The sequence below is a fragment of the Phenylobacterium sp. LjRoot97 genome (genome assembly GCF_964254345.1).
Classification (GTDB): Bacteria; Pseudomonadota; Alphaproteobacteria; order Caulobacterales; family Caulobacteraceae; genus Phenylobacterium.
The window spans coordinates 479,494-493,811 of record NZ_CAXUTH020000001.1 but is presented as its reverse complement, the minus strand read 5'-3'; the positions used below and the strand labels follow the sequence as shown (position 1 = coordinate 493,811).

Here is a 14,318-nt window from a genome sequence, read left to right as displayed (position 1 = left end):
CCGCGGCCACAGAAAAAGGCGCCGCAGGGGAAGCCCGCGGCGCCTTCAAGACGTGATCGTGGGGCCGCGAGTCGCGCTCGCAGCCCCTCTTTGCGAAGCTAGAACTTCTTCTTCACCGCCAGCTTGTAGGTCCGGCCGAGCGCGTTGCCGGTGAACGGATCGTAGTTGAGATCCAGTCGGGCGAACGACGGCTCGACGTCGAACAGGTTGTCGATCGACACGTTGACCGTCACGTCCCAGGGCAGGAACACGCGGTAGTCGAGTTCGTGCACCCAGCTCTCGTCGATCTTGGCCCCTTCCGGCTGGATCGCCCCGTTGACCGGGTTGGGCGCGAAGATCGAAGCCCGCTGGTCGATGTAGGAGTCGATGTAGTTCACCGTCCAGCGCAGGTTGTGCGGCCCGTGGCTGTACTCGGCGTAGACCGAGCCCTTGAGCTGCGGCAGCGAGGTCGCGGTGAGCTGGTAGTTAAGGTAGCCGGCCGCGTCGAACGCCTTCTCGACGGTCACGTCGCCGATCTTGAACTCATCGACCTTGTACTCGAGCGTGTAGGTGACCGAGCCGCCAATCCGCAGATTGCCGCCCCAGACGTCGCCGGCGTCGTAGTCGCCCAGCACGTCGATCCCGGAGGTCTTCACGCCCGGGCCGTTGGTCCAGTTGGTCCGCACCCGCGAGATCGTCGCAATGTTGCAGGCGCCCTGGAACACGAAGCGGGCCTGCAGGTCGGCGTAGGCGGGCAGACCGCAGTTGGTGGAGGCGCCGTTCGGGAACATCGTGTTGACCATCGAGGCCGAGGGTTCGGCCACGATCGGGTTCTCGAAGTCGAAGTTCCAGTAGTCGACGCTGCCCTTGAAATTGCCGACGTTGAGGATCGCGCCGACACTGTAGGTGGTGGCCTTTTCCGGCTCCAGGTCCGGGTTGCCGAAGATGTCGATGGCGCGGAACGCGCCGCCGATGAACGACAGGGCCGTGACGCTGGACGTGGTCAGCTGGGTCAGCGGCGGGCCACGGAAGGTCGTGCCGGCCGAGGCGCGGAACGCCAGGGCGTCGGTGGCCTGCCAGCGGACGGCGATCTTCGGGTTCAGGGTCGAACCGGTGTCGCCGCCGTAGTCCTCGTAGCGGGCCGCCAGCTGGACCTGCAGGTCGTCGGTGACCGGCAGCGCCATTTCGGCGAACAGGGCGTAGACGTCGCCCTCGAGGTCAGCCTCTTCGCCGGTGCCCAGGAACATCAGCGGGCCGTTGCGCACCGAACAGCTGGTCGAACCGTTGAACGGAGTGTCGATGCAGGGGTTGGCGTCGATGTTGCTGAGGTCGTTGTACGACGAGGTGAAGAAGCTGCGGCGGAACTGCGCCCCGGCCGCCCATCCGACCGCGCCGCCGCCCAGTTCCCAGCCCAGTTCGCCGTTGAACACCGCGTCCGCGACGAACAGCTTCGAGGTCTGCTTGGTCGAGACCTCCTGGAAGAACCAGCGCACCAGCTCCGGATTGTTGGCGAGCGAGGCGTTGAAGTTCGGGTTGGTCTGGCCGGTGATCGTGTTGTTGGCGATCGCGTTGGAGAACGGGTTGAAATAGTAGCAGCCGAGCGCAGTGTTGCCGGCGTTGGTGGTGAAGTTGTTGGTCTCGGCCGCCGTACAGCCGCCGGCCGTGCCGTTGTTCAGCGAGCCGTAGCCGCGCAGGGCCAGCTGGAAGCGCGACACCACCGTGTCGTAGCCGGTCCGCACCCCGGTTTCCTGGCCGTAGGTCAGGGCGAAGTCGTAGCCGACGGCGTCGTTGAACTGGCCCTTGATGCCGCCGCTGACGCGGAAGGCGTCATAGTGGCGACGGCCTTCCGACGGCCCGTAGTCGAACGCCGGGTTGCCGCCGAACGACAGCGGCCGGTAGCGCACGCCGGGGATGTGGACGCCGGTCGCGAAGGCCGGGATCTGGGTCGGATTGGCGTTACGATAGGCGATGAAGCCGGGGTTGCTGGCCGGGACGAAGTAGCCGGCCAGCACTGAGGCCGGCAGCTGGCCGACGGTCGGGTTGGTGGCGGCCGTCGAGGTCTGCAGGGCCAGGTACGACGGCGAGGTCTTCCACTCCGGCACGTCGGTCTCCGAGTAGAAGACTTCGACATGCAGCTGGGCGTTGTCGCCCAGGTCGGCGTTGGCTTCCCCGTAGAGCTGGAAGCGGTCTTCGTTCTCGACGAGATTGTCGTAGGGAATGAAGTTGAAGAAGCAGGCCGGCAGCGCGCCGCCCTGCACCACCCCGCCCAGCGAGGCGCAGCCGTTGTCGAGCGCAAAGCCGGCAGCCGGCGTAAACGCTCCGCTCGGCAGATTGGTCACCGGAAGGAACGGGGCGACGGCGTTGCCGGCCGACCAGCCGCCTTCAGGGTTGTTGAAGTAGGACTGGCTCGCCCAGTCGCGTTCGGTGGTCGGCAGCTCCGAGCGGTGCTGGTAGCCGGCGCTCAGCAGGACGTTGCCGTTCTCCCAGGTGTGGCCGAAGATAATGCTGCCGTCATAGTCGCCGTCCGAACCATCGACGTAGCGATAGCTGCCGTTCAGCTCCAGGCCGTTGAAATCCTTGCGGGTGATGAAGTTCACGACGCCGGCGATGGCGTCCGAGCCGTAGGTCGCGGCCGCGCCGTCCTTCAGCACCTCGATCCGGCCGACTGCGGCCGACGGGATGATGTTGGTGTCGACGATGCCCGCCCCGGCCTGGCCGAACGGGTTCGCGGCCATGCGGTGCCCGTTGATCAGCACCAGGGTGCGCTGGGCCCCGAGGCCCCGCAGGTTGACCGAGCCCGAGCCTTCCGAGCCCTGGGCCCGCGGGTCGAACTGGTTGGTGTCCCCCAGCACCCCGCTGGAGACCGGCAGCGCCTTCAGAAGCTCGACCGTCGTGGGCGAACCCTGCTTGGCCAGGTCGTCGGCGCCGATTACGTCCACGGGCAGAGCCGCGTCCTCGGGCGTGCCGCGAATGAAGGACCCGGTGACCACCACCTCCTCGACGGTGCTGGCTTGTTGGGCAAAGGCCTGGCCGCCGAGGGCCAGAGCAACGGCCATGACTGAGCCGCCGCAGAGATACCTGCTCTTCAACATCATTTTCCTCCCCCTCGACGGACGCCGGTTTCGATCTGACGCGATGGTCGTCCGTGGGTCTGAGGATGAGATGCGAGTTCGAGGCCGCCGCGCTAGGTGAATTTTGCAGAACCGCAACAATGCATTCGAACTGCGTTCAAATCGCAACACCGTTGTTCGACAAGGCTTTTTGACGAAGATGATCAAAAGCGCACCCCTGACGTGGCGTCATGGGAGCGCCTCAAGGCCTGACCCACACCTCCGGGTTTCGCCCCATAGGCGGGGGTGGGCAGCCCCGCTTAACTGGCCGCATGAAGCGGGCGGCTCTCCCTCGATACACATGGTTGGTGGTGGTGGCGGCGGCGCTGGCTGCTGGCGGCCACGCGCAGGCCCATGAACTCCGGGTCGGCGCAGGGTACGCCCCGCACGGGCCCGAGGAAGGCGCCTCGGTGATCGTCGAGTACCTGTTCCCGCCGGCGAAGGCCTTGAAGGTGATCGGGACGCCGCGGCCGTTCGTGAGCACCCAGATCAGCCTGGACGGCTACACCAACTACGCGCAGGGCGGGCTGATCTGGCGCTTCGAGCGGGAACGCACCTATCTCGACCTGGGAGCCGGCGTGGCGGTGCACGACGGCTCACTCTACCTGCCGCGCCCGCAGGAGGGCGTACCGCATGACGAAAACCTGCGGCGCAAGGCGGCCCGCGACGAGTTCATCGAGTTCGACAAGCGGTGGGTGTTCCACGCCACCTTCGCGGTCGGCTATCGCCTCACCGAGCGGTGGGCGGTGGAGTTCGAGGGCCAGCATTGGAGCAACGGCCAGTTCGGCAGCGACACCCACGACGGGGCCGACAGCCTGGGCCTGCGCGCGGCCTACCGCTTCTGAGCGCAGGCAGGCGTTCGCACGCAGAGGTCAGGCTGCGAGGGCTTGGAACCAGCTTGTAAGGAGAATGGTGGACGTGACAGGGATTGAACCTGTGACCCCCTCGATGTCAACGAGGTGCTCTCCCGCTGAGCTACACGTCCGAACCAAGTCGGCTCCCTTTCGGGAACGGGAGGCGGCGGTATAGCGGCGAGGACGGGCTTGTGCAAGCGCCCTCGACCGCATTTTCACAGCCTTATGCGGCGGCCATCATCCGCTCGACCTCGGAGACGATCTCACGCAGGTGAATCGGCTTGGACAGCACCTTGGCGCCCGGAGGCGCGCTCTCGCCCGCGGCCAGGGCCACGGCGGCGAAGCCGGTGATGAACATGATGCGAAGGCCTGGATGGCGGGCCGCGGCCAGGCGCGCGACTTCGATCCCGTCCATGCCCGGCATGACGATGTCGGTCAGCAGCAGGTCCCAGTCCTGGTCGAGCACGGCGGCGGCTTCCTCGCCGTCGGCGCAGGAGGTCACCTCGTAGCCGGCCCGTTCCAGCGCGCGGGACAGGAAGCCGCGCAACGAGTCATCGTCTTCGGCGAGGAGAATTCGGGGCATGGGTAGCTCGCAGGTGCGTAGTCGTAAGGCTCCACAGTAGCTGCGCAGACGTAAATCGCCGATGAACCGAAGGCCCTGAAGGCGTGGCGGCGCGATCTGTTTGACCCACGCGAAGACGCACCGTCATATGGCGGCGATGAACGCCTGGGAGCCCCTCGCCGCCGACCGTTCCGCGCCGGCGCTCGCGCCCTTCGAGGTGCGCCGCGCAGCGCCCGACGGCGCGCCCGCGCCGACCCCGCTGGTGTTCGCTTCGCCCCATTCAGGCCGGCTCTATCCTGACGACATGATGGCGGCCGCCGCGCTGGATTCGCTGGCCATCCGCCGCTCGGAAGACGCCTTCGTCGACGAACTGATCGGCTCTGGTCCGAGCCAGGGCGCGGCGTTGATCTGCGCCAATCTGGCCCGGGCCTATATCGACGTGAACCGTGAGGCCTTCGAACTCGACCAGGCGATGTTCGCCGACGAACTGCCGGACTTCGCCCGCGCCCGCACCGCCCGCGTCGCCGCCGGGCTCGGCGCGATCGCCCGCGTGGTCTCCGAGGGCCAGGAGATCTACACCCGCAAGCTGACCTTCGCCGAGGCCCGTCGCCGCATCGACGGCGTGCACGCGCCCTATCACCAGGCCCTGGCGCGCCTGCTGGGCGAAGCCCACGCCGCCCACGGCTATGCGATCCTGATCGACTGGCATTCGATGCCGGCCGCCGCCGCCAAGGCCGGAGCCCGCGACGGGCCGTGCGACATGGTGCTGGGCGACCGTTTCGGCGCCTCCTGCGCGAGCCAGGTGACCCAGAAGGTCGAACAGGAGCTCGAGGCCCGCGGCTACAAGGTGGCCCGCAACGCGCCCTATGCCGGCGGCTACACCACCGAGCACTATGGCCGCCCGAACCGGCGCACTCACGCCCTGCAGATCGAGATCAACCGCGGGATCTATCTGAACGAGGGCACGCTGGAGCCGACCAAGGGCTTCAAACGGCTCAAGGCCGACCTCGACGAGGTGATCGCCGCGCTCGGCGCCATGGACTGGTCCGGCCTGAAATAGCCTTAGGCGGGCCGGCGCGCGCGCATGGCCTGGTTGATGGTGCCGTCGTCGAGCCAGTCGAGTTCGCCGCCCACCGGCACCCCGCGCGCCAGCATGGTGACGCTGACCCCGGCCCCCTCCAGCCGCTCCGCCAGGTAATGGGCGGTGGTCTGGCCATCGACCGTCGCCGGCAACGCCAGGATGACCTCGCGCACGCCGGTCTCCGACGCCCGCGTCACCAGCGGGCCTATACGCAGCGCTTCGGGACCGACCCCGTCGAGCGCCGACAGCAGCCCGCCCAGCACGTGGTAGCGGCCGCGGAAGGCGGCGGCCCGCTCCATGGCCCACAGCGCCCCGACCTCCTCGACCACGCAGATCAGCGCGGCGTCGCGTTGCGGGTCGGCGCAGATCGCGCAGGGATCCTGGGTGTCGAGCGATCCGCAGACGCCGCAGGTTTTCACTCGTTCGGCCGCCGTCGACAACGCGTCGGACAGCGGCAGCAGCAGCTGGTCGCGCCGCTTCAGCAGCGCCAGCGCCGCGCGACGGGCAGAGCGCGGCCCCAGTCCCGGCAGCTTGGAGAGCAACGAGATCAGACGCTCGATTTCAGGTCCGGCGGAGGCGGCCAAGTCAGCTCCTGGCTAGGCGAGAGGTGCGGTGTGCGCCACCCTGGCGGCGATTCAACAGTGGCGCGGTCATGCAGATTGTCGGGACTACCCATCTAGATGTCGAGGGGAGCGCTCGCCATGGTCATTTCTGATCTTCCGCAGGTCGAGGGCGCCCAAGTCGCCCTGATCTCGGGCAGCGCCGTTCCCGAGTTGCAGGAACTGCTCGAACGCTGCGCCGACTTCGAGGTGTTGGTCACCGGTTCGCCGCCCCATGCGGACGCGGCCGCCGACCTGCTGGTCGAGGTTCCGCCCGACCACGCGCTGCGCGACAAGCTCGTGATCGGGATCTGGACGGAGGCGGGGCTGACCGCGGCGATCGACCTGCTGCGGGACTTCCCCGATCCGCACGCCTGGTATCTGGGGCTGCTGCTCATCGCGCCCGAGGCCCGCGGACAGGAACTGGGCTCGAAAATCGTCGCGGCGCTGCGGGATTGGATCGTCGCTCAGGGCGGCTGGACGATCCGGCTGATCGTCCAGGAACAGAACCCTGCGGCCCGCCGCTTCTGGATTCGTCAGGGCTTCGTCGAGATCGGGACGAGCGTGCAGGAACTGGAAGACCGCACCAATCAGGTGACCCGGCTGGAGCTCCGGCTCTAGCTAGAACTTCGGCATGCCCGGCAGGCCCATGGCCGCCAACGGGCCGGCGGCCTCGCGCATCAGCTCCGACTGCTGGGCGTCGAGCTTGCGCTTGGCGTCGGCATGGGCGGCCACGATCAGGTCCGAGATCACCTCGCCCTCGCCGGGGGCCAGCAGGCTCTCGTCGAGCTCGACGCCGGCCATCTCGCCCGTGCCCTTCAGGGTCACCTTGACCATGCCGCCGCCGGAGGTGCCGTCGACCACGATTTCGGCGATGCGCGCCTGGGCGTCGGCCAGCTTCTGCTGCATGGCCTGAGCCTGCTTCATGATGGAGCCGAGGTCTTTCATCGCAATCTCACTCTTCGTCTTCGTCGTCTTCCGCGCCCTCGATCGGCGGCGCGACATCGGGCTGCGGCAGGTTGCGCACGCCGACGATCTCAGTTCCCGGGAAGGCCTGCATCACCGACAGCACGAAGGGATCGGACTCGATCTCGGCGCGGACTTCCAGCGCCTCGCGCTTCTGCCGTTCCCAGGCGCTCTCGGTTCCGCCGCCCCCGCGCGCGGCGATCAGCCACGGCTGGCCGGTCCATTCCTTCAACCGCCCCACGAGGCGTTGAGCCAGGTTGTTCGGCCCGCCCGGCACGGGTTCGTACTCGATCGCCCCCTGACGGAAGCTGATCGGACGCACGAAGCGCTCGACGTCCAGCTGCAGGACGATGTCGCGCTTGGCCTTGATCAGGTTCAGCACGTCGGCGAACGAATTCAGGGTCGGGACGGCGTCGGCCTGCTCCTGCGGAGCGGCCATCACCCGGGCTTGGGCGGTCACCCCGCCGCCGCCCATCGCGGCCACGCCGCCGCCACCACCGCCGCCCCCGCCGCCACCACCGCCGCCCCCGCCGCCGCCGGGCGCGGGCCCGCTCGGGAGCTGGTCGCCGGCCGCCAGGCGCTTGAGCGCCTCCTCGGGGCCCGGCAGGTCGGCGGCATAGGCCAGGCGGATCAGCGCCATGTCGCAGGCCGCGGCCGCGTCAGGCGCGCGACGCACCTCTTCGTGGGCCTTCAGCAGCATCTGCCAGATGCGCGAGAGATTCCCGGCCGGCACCGAGGCGCCGACCGCCGCCAGCCGCGCGGCCTGCTCCTTGGGCAGGGTCAGGGCCTGCGGACCGATCGCCTTGGCCACCGACGCGCCGTGGGTGTGGTCCATCAGGTCCAGCATCACCTGGCCGGGCTCGGCGCCGAAATTATAGAGGCCGCGGAAGGTCTCCACCGCCGGGCCGGCTTGGCCGCGCATGACCTGCTCGAACAGGCTGATGGTCTGGGCGCGGTCGGCCAGACCCAGCATGTCGCGGATCGCGGCGGCGGCTACGGTCTGGCCGGCCTCGGCCTGGACGATCGCCTGATCCAGCATCGACTGGGCGTCGCGCATCGAGCCCTCGGCCGCGCGCGCGATCAGCAGCATGCCCTCGGCCTCGACCCGCGCGCCTTCCTTCTCGGCGATCATCTCGAGGTTCTTGACGATCACGTCCGGCTCGACGCGGCGCAGGTCGAAGCGCTGGCAACGCGACAGGATCGTCACCGGCACCTTGCGGATCTCGGTGGTCGCGAAGATGAACTTGGCGTGGGGCGGCGGCTCTTCGAGGGTCTTCAGGAGCGCATTGAACGCCCCTGTCGAGAGCATGTGCACCTCGTCGATGATGTAGACCTTGTAGCGGGCCTCGACGGGGGCGTAGCGCACGCCGTCCAGCAGCTCGCGCATATCGTTGACGCCGGTGCGGCTGGCAGCGTCGAGTTCCAGCACGTCCATGTGCCGGCCCTCGATGATGGCGCGGCAGTGCCGGCCCTCCTCGCGCAGGTCCAGGCTGGGCTCGTGGACGGCGTCGGTGTCGTAGTTGAGAGCGCGGGCCAACAGGCGCGCGGTGGTGGTCTTCCCGACCCCGCGGACCCCGGTCAGCATGAACGCATGGGCGATCCGGCCGCTGGCGAAGGCGTTGCGCAGCGTGCGCACCATCGCTTCCTGGCCGTAGAGATCATCGAAGGTCCGCGGGCGGTACTTCCGGGCGATGACGGTGTAGGCGGCCGATTCCTCGGCCGGCGGCGCAGGCGGCGGCGCCGCAGGCGCGCCGAACATGTCGCTCGTATTGGGATCGCGCTCTAGGATCTCGGGTTCGTCGTCTTCTGCCATTGGCGCCCGAGGATGGAGGCTTGAGCCTTGTGGGGCTGGGTGGAGACCGAACGACGACCCGGAGCGAAACTCGTTGTGGCTGCTTCCTTCCGGACCTGACCAGGTTGGCGAGGCGTCCGCCCGTCGCCGATCTCCGCCCCCTATATCGCGACCTTGGCGCTCGCGCGCAAGCGCCAGCGCAGCTACAACTCCGCCCATGCCGCTTTCAGCCCATCAAAACACCTTCGCCGGCAACCCGTTGAACCGCGCCAGCGAAAGGCGCGGCGACGTTTCCTGGCTGACCGAAAAACTTCTCGCGCAGGACTCGCTGGCCATCGCGCTCTGGAACGGCCAGCCGTTCGTCGAGTCGACGGCCGACGGCGGCGTGCAGATCGCCTACCTGCCCTCGCGCATGGCCGAGGACCTGTCGGGCGGGGCTGAGCGCCTGCTGTTCCTGGGCCTCTGGCAGGAGACCGCGGTCTTCGCCGTCGACCTGGAGGGCGGCCACGACCCAGCCGATGGGCCGCTGGCCGGGATGGGGCGATTCGAGGACCTGCGGGCCATGGCCCTGCGGCTGCCCGCGACCGATGCGGCGATCATGGCCACCGCCAAGTCGATGTTCGAATGGCGGCGGCGCCACCGCCACTGCTCGTCCTGCGGCGAGCACACCGACGTCGTCGACGGCGGCTGGAAGCGCGCCTGCCCATCCTGCAAGGCCGAGCACTTCCCGCGCACCGACCCGGTGGTGATCATGCTGGCCGTGCACGGCGACCGCTGCATGCTCGGCCGCCAGGAGATCTGGCCCAAGGGGATGTTCTCGGCCCTGGCCGGTTTCCTGGAGCCCGGCGAATCGATCGAGGAGGCCTGCGCCCGCGAACTCGAGGAAGAGGCCGGCCTGAAGACGCTGTCGGTCGAGTACCACTCGACCCAGCCCTGGCCCTATCCGTCGTCGCTGATGATCGGACTGATCGCCCAGGTGGCCAGCGACGAGGCGACGCCCGACCAGACCGAGCTGTCGGAAGTGCGTTGGTTCACCAAGGCCGAGGCCCGCGACGTGCTGGCCGGCAAGGTCGAAGGTACGTTCGCGCCCGGAGCCATGGCCATCGCCCACCAGCTGCTGAAGACCTGGGCCGAGAGCGAATAGATCGGGATTTCGTCGGGGGAAGATCGGGTCTTGGTCCTGTCGGGAGCGGGCCGAGCGGCGTCTGTTTGAGCCCGCCTGGTGCAAGCCGCACCGGGCGAGCAGGCCCGAAAGGACTCCTCCCATGCTTGCCAAGACCCTGCTTGTCGCCGCCGCCGCGCTTGGCCTGTCCAGCGCCGCCCACGCCGCGCAGCCAGTCGAGAACCCCGACCAGACTGTGTCCGTCGCGGTGCCGTACGGCGATCTGAACATCAACCGCGAGGCCGGCGCCACGATCGCCCTGCAGCGGATCAACAACGCCGCCGCCGAAGTTTGCGGTCGCGAATCGCAGGTCACCAGCCTCGACCGCATGGCGCTGCACCAGGCCTGCGTGCGTTCGACCGTCGACCGCACCGTGACGCGGCTGGGCAATCCCGTGGTCGCCGCCTTGAACAGCGGACAGGAGCAAAGCCACACCATGCTGGCCATGCGCCACTGAACCTAAGGGTGGCCGACTCGCCCGAGGGTGTATGGCGAGCCGCTCCCCCGACTGCTAGTTTGCCCGTACGCGAAATCAGGGCTCGTCCCATGAGCGCATCGGACTTCGAGGACGCCGCGGCGCCCAACAGGCGCAACGGCGAGGCGGACGGGCAAGCCGTCAGCCAGATTCGGCTGGCCCAGGAGCTCCCCCTCGCCCTCGGCCCCCTGCAGATCGATCCCGCCTTGCGTCGGGTGGCGCACGAGGATGGCCGCGAGGAATTCCTGCAGCCGCGCGTGATGCAGGTGCTGGTGGCCCTGGTGCGCGCGGAAGGCCAGATCCTGTCCCGAGACGACCTGCTGAGGTCCTGCTGGTCCGGCCTGATCGTCGGCGAAGACGCCATCGACCGAGTCATCGGTCGCCTGCGGCGTCTGGCCGACTGGGCCGGTGGCGGCGCCTTCGACGTCCAGACCATCACCAAGGTCGGCTATCGGCTGACGTATCGGGACGCTCGCCCCTCCCCCCGCCCATCGCAGGCCGCGCGCAGTTCGATCTGCGTCCTGCCCTTCGCCAACATGAGCGACGACCTGCAGCAGGACTACTTCAGCGACGGCATCAGCGAGGACATCATCACCGACCTCAGCAAGGTGTCGTCGCTGTTCGTCGTCGCCCGCACCAGCAGCTTCGCTTTCAAAGGCAAGAACCCGGACATCCCTCAGATCGCGCGCCAGCTGCATGTCGGCCATGTCCTGGAAGGCAGCGTCCGCAAGTCGGGGGGACGGGTGCGGATCACCGCTCAGCTGATCGACGCGGCCAGCGGAGGGCATGTCTGGGCCGAACGCTTCGACCGCGATCTCAAGGACATCTTCGCCCTTCAAGACGAAATCTCGCAGGCCATCGTCGCGGCGCTGAAGCTCAAGCTTCTGCCCGAGGAAAAGCGGGCCATCGAGCACCGCGGCACCACCAACCTGGAGGCCTACAACCTCTATCTGCTGGCCCGCCGCTACTATGTTCCCGGCTGCGGCGGCGACACCCGCGCGCTGGAAGCCATCGAACGGATCTGCCAGGGCGCGATAGAGATCGACGCCAGCTACGCCCGCGCCTGGACCTTGCTCGGGGTGGCCCAGACCCTGCTGCACTTCAACTACGGGCGGGCCGGCGAGAGCGGGCTGACCGCCATCCAGAGGGCCCTTGAGCTCGACGGGAACCTGGCTGAGGCGCATGCGGTGATGGCCCGACACCTGTCCGAACAGGGGCAAGACGAGGAGGCCTTCGCCCGCGCGGACCTCGCGCTCGCGCTCGACCCGGAGTCCTGGGCGGCCAATTCCGAGGCTGCGCGGCTCTACTACAAGGCTCACCGGTTCCGCGATGCGATCCGGCACTGGGAAAAGGCGGTTCTGCTGCCCGAGACCTCCCGCAGCGACCCCGGGCTGCTGATGTCCTGCTATTCGGCCGTCGGCGACCTCGAAGGGGCGCAACGGGCGGCTCGAATGGCGTTGGCCCGCGCCGAGGAGGCCCTGGCCCAGGATCATGTCGACGGCGCCGCCATCGGCTGCGGCGCCAGCGCGCTGGCGGTGCTGGGCAAGCCCGATCAGGCCCGCGACCTGATCCGCCGAGCGCTGCTGATCGATCCCGATAACCTGCGCATGCGCTACAATTTCGCGTGCGGCGCGGTGCTGTACCTCAAGGACATCGACATGGCGCTCGATCTGCTGGGATCGGTCTTCGCCAGGATGTCGGTGAGTTGGCTGCGTCACGCCGAACTGGACCCGGACCTCGATTCGATCCGCGGTCTGCCGAGCTACCGCGCCATGGTCGCCGCGGCCGAGGAACGCTTCGCGCGAGCCGCCTAGGCGCCGACCTTCAGGCTGACCTCGACGTCGTCGCCGCGGCGGGTGCGGCGCTCCAGCCGCGCCTGGCCGATGGCGTTCGAGAGATCGGCCGCAAAGGCGCGGACTTCGGGGCGTAGGTCGCCGAGCACGACGATGCGATAGGGCGGCGACAATTCGCTCATGGTGCCGAACACCATCGAATCCACGAAGGACTCGACGCTGGAGCCGTGGCCTGGCAGCGCCTGGATGGTCTCCTGCAGGAGCTTGGCGAATTCCTTGCGGTTCCAGCAGCGGCTGGCGTCGATCTCGATCGTGTTCATCAGCCGGCTCGCGAACGGAAGGGGTCGGCCGGATAGACGCCGAGGATCTCGAAGCGTTCCGAGAAGAACTTCAGCTCGTCGAACGCCAGGGCCAGGCCGCGGTCCTCGGGCCGGCCGTCGACCTCGGCGTAGAAGAAGGTCGCAGTGAAGGCGCCGTTCTCCATGTAGCTCTCGAGCTTGGTCATGTTGACGCCGTTGGTCGCAAACCCGCCCAGCGCCTTGTAGAGCGCGGCCGGGAGGTTGCGGACCCGGAAGATGAAGCTGGTCACGCAGGGGGTGGTGAACGGCGGCGGCGGCGGGGTCTTGTCGGCCGTCATCACCAGGAAGCGCGTGGTGTTGTTGTGCTCGTCCTCGATGTCGCGGGCGACGATGTCGAGGCCGTAGAGCTCGGCGGCCAGGGCCGGCGAGACCGCGCCGCGGGTCGGGTCGGGATGCTCCGACAGCAGCTTGGCGGCCAGCGCCGTGTCGCCCACCGGCTCGGTCTTCAGGCCCATGCGGCGCAAGGACTTGCGGCATTGGCCCAGCGCGATCGGCATCGACGAGACGGTCTTGACGTCCTCGAGCTTCACGCCGCGGTTGACCATCAGCTGGAAGTGGATCGGCTTGAACCGCTCGCCGATGATCTTCAGGCCCGACGACGGCAGCAGGTGGTGCACGTCGGCGACGCGGCCGGCGATCGAGTTCTCGACCGGGATCATGCCCAACTGGCAGTCGCCCAGCTTCACCGCGTCGAACGCCTCCTCGAACGAGGCGTGGGGGACCGGCTCCATGTCCGGAAACGCCGCGACGCAGGCCTCGTGGCTGTTGGCGCCGAGCTCGCCCTGGAAGGCGATGCGTCCCTTGGTCATGCGTGGTCCCTTGCGTACTGGCGGGCTTTCTCAAGGTCGGCGGGGTTGTCGACCGAGATCGGGGCTTCGTCGATCACCGCGGCCCAGATGGACATCCCCATCTCCAGGGCGCGCAGCTGCTCCAGGCGCTCGCGGATCTCCAGCGGCGACGGCGGGGCGGCGCAGAAGCGCTCCAGCGCCTGGCGGCGGTAGCCGTAGACCCCGTGGTGCAGCCACACGGGCGCGTCGCCGTAGAGCACCGAGCGGGTGAAATAGAGCGCCCGGGCGCTGCGGCCGTCGGGCGCCATGGCCGCGACGACCTTGGGGATGTCGGGATTGCTGCGCTCGGCGACGTCGGCCTCGGCGACCATCACCGTGGAGATGTCGCAGCTCGGCTGCTCGGCCAGCAGCCGGGCCGCCGCCTCGACCACGGCCGGCGCCACGAACGGGATGTCGCCCTGCAGATTGATGACCACGTCATGCGCGCCGGCCGGGTCCAGGGTGTTCAACGCCGCCAGGATGCGGTCCGAGCCGGACGGGAGGTCGGGATCGGTCAGCACCGCCTGCCCGCCCGCGGCCTTCACCGCCTCGACGATCTCGGCGTCGCCGGCTGCGACCGCCACGGGCCCGACGCCGGCCGCCTGGGCCTGACGCAGGACACGGACGATCATTGGGAGACCCTCGATATCTGCGAGGGGCTTTCCCGGCAGCCGAGTGGCCGCCATGCGTGCAGGAATAAGGATGATCGGTTTCATGACACCCGGAAGCGACCAACTGGCTGGTTGCGCGGGCGGCGGT

General features: G+C 68.6%; 14 protein-coding genes, 1 tRNA gene and 1 other RNA gene. 6 read left to right on the top strand and 10 right to left on the bottom strand.

What is annotated here, in order from left to right; translation table 11 throughout:
* Window positions 1-98 precede the first annotated feature (98 nt).
* Window positions 99-3,071 (bottom strand): TonB-dependent receptor domain-containing protein, encoded by a 2,973-nt coding sequence (locus ACSQ2H_RS02390; RefSeq protein WP_436059874.1) that lies wholly within the window; start codon window positions 3,069-3,071, stop codon window positions 99-101.
* Between the two features lie 290 nt (window positions 3,072-3,361).
* On the opposite strand from ACSQ2H_RS02390, the gene ACSQ2H_RS02385 reads away from it, so the two are divergent.
* The gene (locus ACSQ2H_RS02385; RefSeq protein ID WP_436059873.1) at window positions 3,362-3,934 is read left to right on the top strand and encodes an acyloxyacyl hydrolase; all 573 of its coding nucleotides are present in this window, start codon (window positions 3,362-3,364) and stop codon (window positions 3,932-3,934) included.
* A 65-nt stretch (window positions 3,935-3,999) separates the two neighbouring features.
* On the opposite strand, the gene ACSQ2H_RS02380 is transcribed toward ACSQ2H_RS02385, so the two are convergent.
* Together ACSQ2H_RS02380 and cpdR are read right to left on the bottom strand one after the other, a co-directional pair.
* A tRNA-Val gene (locus ACSQ2H_RS02380) sits at window positions 4,000-4,074 on the bottom strand.
* Window positions 4,075-4,166: 92 nt separating this feature from the next.
* On the bottom strand, window positions 4,167-4,526 hold the full coding sequence (cpdR, locus tag ACSQ2H_RS02375; protein WP_056023153.1) for a cell cycle two-component system response regulator CpdR: 360 nt from the start codon (window positions 4,524-4,526) through the stop codon (window positions 4,167-4,169).
* 136 nt (window positions 4,527-4,662) lie between these two features.
* Here cpdR and ACSQ2H_RS02370 point away from each other — a divergent pair, with 136 nt between their 5' ends.
* On the top strand, window positions 4,663-5,565 hold the full coding sequence (locus tag ACSQ2H_RS02370) for an N-formylglutamate amidohydrolase (RefSeq protein WP_436063534.1): 903 nt from the start codon (window positions 4,663-4,665) through the stop codon (window positions 5,563-5,565).
* A 2-nt stretch (window positions 5,566-5,567) separates the two neighbouring features.
* Here ACSQ2H_RS02370 and recR read toward each other — a convergent pair whose 3' ends face one another.
* A complete protein-coding gene (gene recR / locus ACSQ2H_RS02365; protein WP_436059872.1) occupies window positions 5,568-6,170 on the bottom strand; it encodes a recombination mediator RecR in 603 nt (200 codons plus the stop codon).
* 117 nt (window positions 6,171-6,287) lie between these two features.
* Between recR and ACSQ2H_RS02360 the strand changes: the two genes are divergently transcribed.
* On the top strand, window positions 6,288-6,806 hold the full coding sequence (locus ACSQ2H_RS02360) for a GNAT family N-acetyltransferase (RefSeq protein ID WP_436059871.1): 519 nt from the start codon (window positions 6,288-6,290) through the stop codon (window positions 6,804-6,806).
* Here ACSQ2H_RS02360 and ACSQ2H_RS02355 read toward each other — a convergent pair whose 3' ends face one another.
* The 3 genes from ACSQ2H_RS02355 to ffs all read right to left on the bottom strand — a co-directional run bounded on the left by ACSQ2H_RS02355 (window position 6,807) and on the right by ffs (window position 9,100).
* Entirely contained in the window at window positions 6,807-7,133 is a 327-nt protein-coding gene (locus ACSQ2H_RS02355; protein WP_056023162.1) for a YbaB/EbfC family nucleoid-associated protein, read from the bottom strand.
* Window positions 7,134-7,140: 7 nt separating this feature from the next.
* Complete coding sequence (locus ACSQ2H_RS02350; protein WP_436059870.1) at window positions 7,141-8,964, bottom strand: DNA polymerase III subunit gamma/tau; 1,824 nt, start codon at window positions 8,962-8,964, stop codon at window positions 7,141-7,143.
* A 37-nt stretch (window positions 8,965-9,001) separates the two neighbouring features.
* An RNA gene (gene ffs / locus ACSQ2H_RS02345) (signal recognition particle sRNA small type) lies at window positions 9,002-9,100 on the bottom strand.
* Between the two features lie 60 nt (window positions 9,101-9,160).
* Between ffs and nudC the strand changes: the two genes are divergently transcribed.
* The 3 genes from nudC to ACSQ2H_RS02330 all read left to right on the top strand — a co-directional run bounded on the left by nudC (window position 9,161) and on the right by ACSQ2H_RS02330 (window position 12,394).
* Entirely contained in the window at window positions 9,161-10,087 is a 927-nt protein-coding gene (gene nudC, locus ACSQ2H_RS02340; protein WP_436059869.1) for an NAD(+) diphosphatase, read from the top strand.
* Between the two features lie 121 nt (window positions 10,088-10,208).
* On the top strand, window positions 10,209-10,562 hold the full coding sequence (locus ACSQ2H_RS02335; protein ID WP_436059868.1) for a UrcA family protein: 354 nt from the start codon (window positions 10,209-10,211) through the stop codon (window positions 10,560-10,562).
* An 89-nt stretch (window positions 10,563-10,651) separates the two neighbouring features.
* A complete protein-coding gene (locus ACSQ2H_RS02330) occupies window positions 10,652-12,394 on the top strand; it encodes a winged helix-turn-helix domain-containing protein (RefSeq protein ID WP_436059867.1) in 1,743 nt (580 codons plus the stop codon).
* Here the strand turns inward: ACSQ2H_RS02330 and ACSQ2H_RS02325 are convergent.
* Genes ACSQ2H_RS02325 through ACSQ2H_RS02315 form a run of 3 tightly spaced genes read right to left on the bottom strand, consistent with a single transcriptional unit; the run spans window position 12,391 to window position 14,275 of the window.
* On the bottom strand, window positions 12,391-12,693 hold the full coding sequence (locus tag ACSQ2H_RS02325) for a hypothetical protein (protein WP_436059866.1): 303 nt from the start codon (window positions 12,691-12,693) through the stop codon (window positions 12,391-12,393). The two genes, ACSQ2H_RS02330 and ACSQ2H_RS02325, sit on opposite strands and share 4 nt — an antisense overlap.
* Complete coding sequence (locus ACSQ2H_RS02320; RefSeq protein WP_436059865.1) at window positions 12,693-13,541, bottom strand: prephenate dehydratase; 849 nt, start codon at window positions 13,539-13,541, stop codon at window positions 12,693-12,695. The genes ACSQ2H_RS02325 and ACSQ2H_RS02320 overlap by 1 nt, the downstream gene beginning before the upstream one ends.
* Window positions 13,538-14,275 carry a 3-deoxy-manno-octulosonate cytidylyltransferase gene (locus ACSQ2H_RS02315; RefSeq protein WP_436059864.1) on the bottom strand — a complete coding sequence of 246 codons (738 nt, stop codon included), beginning with the start codon at window positions 14,273-14,275 and terminating at the stop codon, window positions 13,538-13,540. Before ACSQ2H_RS02315 ends, ACSQ2H_RS02320 begins: the two co-directional genes overlap by 4 nt.
* Window positions 14,276-14,318 lie beyond the last annotated feature (43 nt).

Coding starts and splice junctions, on each gene's coding strand:
- ACSQ2H_RS02315 (WP_436059864.1), bottom strand. CDS start 14,275: ATGAAACCGATCATCCTTATTCCTGCACGCATGGCGGCCACTCGGCTG.
- ACSQ2H_RS02320 (WP_436059865.1), bottom strand. CDS start 13,541: ATGACCAAGGGACGCATCGCCTTCCAGGGCGAGCTCGGCGCCAACAGC.
- ACSQ2H_RS02325 (WP_436059866.1), bottom strand. CDS start 12,693: ATGAACACGATCGAGATCGACGCCAGCCGCTGCTGGAACCGCAAGGAA.
- nudC (WP_436059869.1), top strand. CDS start 9,161: ATGCCGCTTTCAGCCCATCAAAACACCTTCGCCGGCAACCCGTTGAAC.
- ACSQ2H_RS02330 (WP_436059867.1), top strand. CDS start 10,652: ATGAGCGCATCGGACTTCGAGGACGCCGCGGCGCCCAACAGGCGCAAC.
- ACSQ2H_RS02335 (WP_436059868.1), top strand. CDS start 10,209: ATGCTTGCCAAGACCCTGCTTGTCGCCGCCGCCGCGCTTGGCCTGTCC.
- ACSQ2H_RS02370 (WP_436063534.1), top strand. CDS start 4,663: ATGAACGCCTGGGAGCCCCTCGCCGCCGACCGTTCCGCGCCGGCGCTC.
- ACSQ2H_RS02360 (WP_436059871.1), top strand. CDS start 6,288: ATGGTCATTTCTGATCTTCCGCAGGTCGAGGGCGCCCAAGTCGCCCTG.
- cpdR (WP_056023153.1), bottom strand. CDS start 4,526: ATGCCCCGAATTCTCCTCGCCGAAGACGATGACTCGTTGCGCGGCTTC.
- ACSQ2H_RS02385 (WP_436059873.1), top strand. CDS start 3,362: ATGAAGCGGGCGGCTCTCCCTCGATACACATGGTTGGTGGTGGTGGCG.
- ACSQ2H_RS02355 (WP_056023162.1), bottom strand. CDS start 7,133: ATGAAAGACCTCGGCTCCATCATGAAGCAGGCTCAGGCCATGCAGCAG.
- ACSQ2H_RS02390 (WP_436059874.1), bottom strand. CDS start 3,071: ATGTTGAAGAGCAGGTATCTCTGCGGCGGCTCAGTCATGGCCGTTGCT.
- ACSQ2H_RS02350 (WP_436059870.1), bottom strand. CDS start 8,964: ATGGCAGAAGACGACGAACCCGAGATCCTAGAGCGCGATCCCAATACG.